The following is a 1171-nucleotide window of genomic DNA, read 5'->3' as shown; positions in this document are numbered from 1 at the left end:
ACGCCAGCGTGCCTTCTCCCGAAGTTACGGCACCATTTTGCCTAGTTCCTTCACCCGAGTTCTCTCAAGCGCCTGAGTATTCTCTACCTGACCACCTGTGTCGGTTTGGGGTACGATTCAATGTTACCTGAGGCTTAGAGGCTTTTCCTGGAAGCAGGGCATCAACCACTTCAGCACCGTAGTGCCTCGTCATCACGCCTCAGTGTTACCAGCAGTCCGGATTTACCAAAACTGCCCACCTACACGCTTAAACCGGGACAAACCGTCGCCCGGCTGGTTTAGCCTTCTCCGTCCCCCCTTCGCAGTAACACCGAGTACAGGAATATTAACCTGTTTCCCATCGACTACGCCTTTCGGCCTCGCCTTAGGGGTCGACTCACCCTGCCCCGATTAACGTTGGACAGGAACCCTTGGTCTTCCGGCGAGCGGGTTTTTCACCCGCTTTATCGTTACTTATGTCAGCATTCGCACTTCTGATACCTCCAGCAGCCCTCACAGGCCACCTTCAACGGCTTACAGAACGCTCCCCTACCCAACAACACCTGAGTGTCGCTGCCGCAGCTTCGGTGCATGGTTTAGCCCCGTTACATCTTCCGCGCAGGCCGACTCGACCAGTGAGCTATTACGCTTTCTTTAAATGATGGCTGCTTCTAAGCCAACATCCTGGCTGTCTGAGCCTTCCCACTTCGTTTCCCACTTAACCATGACTTGGGGACCTTAGCTGGCGGTCTGGGTTGTTTCCCTCTTCACGACGGACGTTAGCACCCGCCGTGTGTCTCCCGTGATAACATTCTTCGGTATTCGCAGTTTGCATCGGGTTGGTAAGTCGGGATGACCCCCTAGCCGAAACAGTGCTCTACCCCCGAAGATGAATTCACGAGGCGCTACCTAAATAGCTTTCGGGGAGAACCAGCTATCTCCCGGTTTGATTGGCCTTTCACCCCCAGCCACAAGTCATCCGCTAATTTTTCAACATTAGTCGGTTCGGTCCTCCAGTTAGTGTTACCCAACCTTCAACCTGCCCATGGCTAGATCACCGGGTTTCGGGTCTATACCCTGCAACTTAACGCCCAGTTAAGACTCGGTTTCCCTGCGGCTCCCCTATACGGTTAACCTTGCTACAGAATATAAGTCGCTGACCCATTATACAAAAGGTACGCAGTCACACCCA

General features: G+C 53.6%; 1 rRNA gene (only partly in view). It reads right to left on the bottom strand.

Features of this window, described 5'->3' with window-relative positions:
- Positions 1–1171 (bottom strand): 23S ribosomal RNA (locus BM100_RS21725) (it extends 1286 nt beyond the left edge of the window).

The sequence above is a fragment of the Xenorhabdus mauleonii genome (genome assembly GCF_900113945.1).
GTDB lineage: Bacteria > Pseudomonadota > Gammaproteobacteria > Enterobacterales > Enterobacteriaceae > Xenorhabdus > Xenorhabdus mauleonii.
Note: the sequence above shows the minus strand (reverse complement) of the source record. Positions and strands in the feature narration are given on the sequence as shown.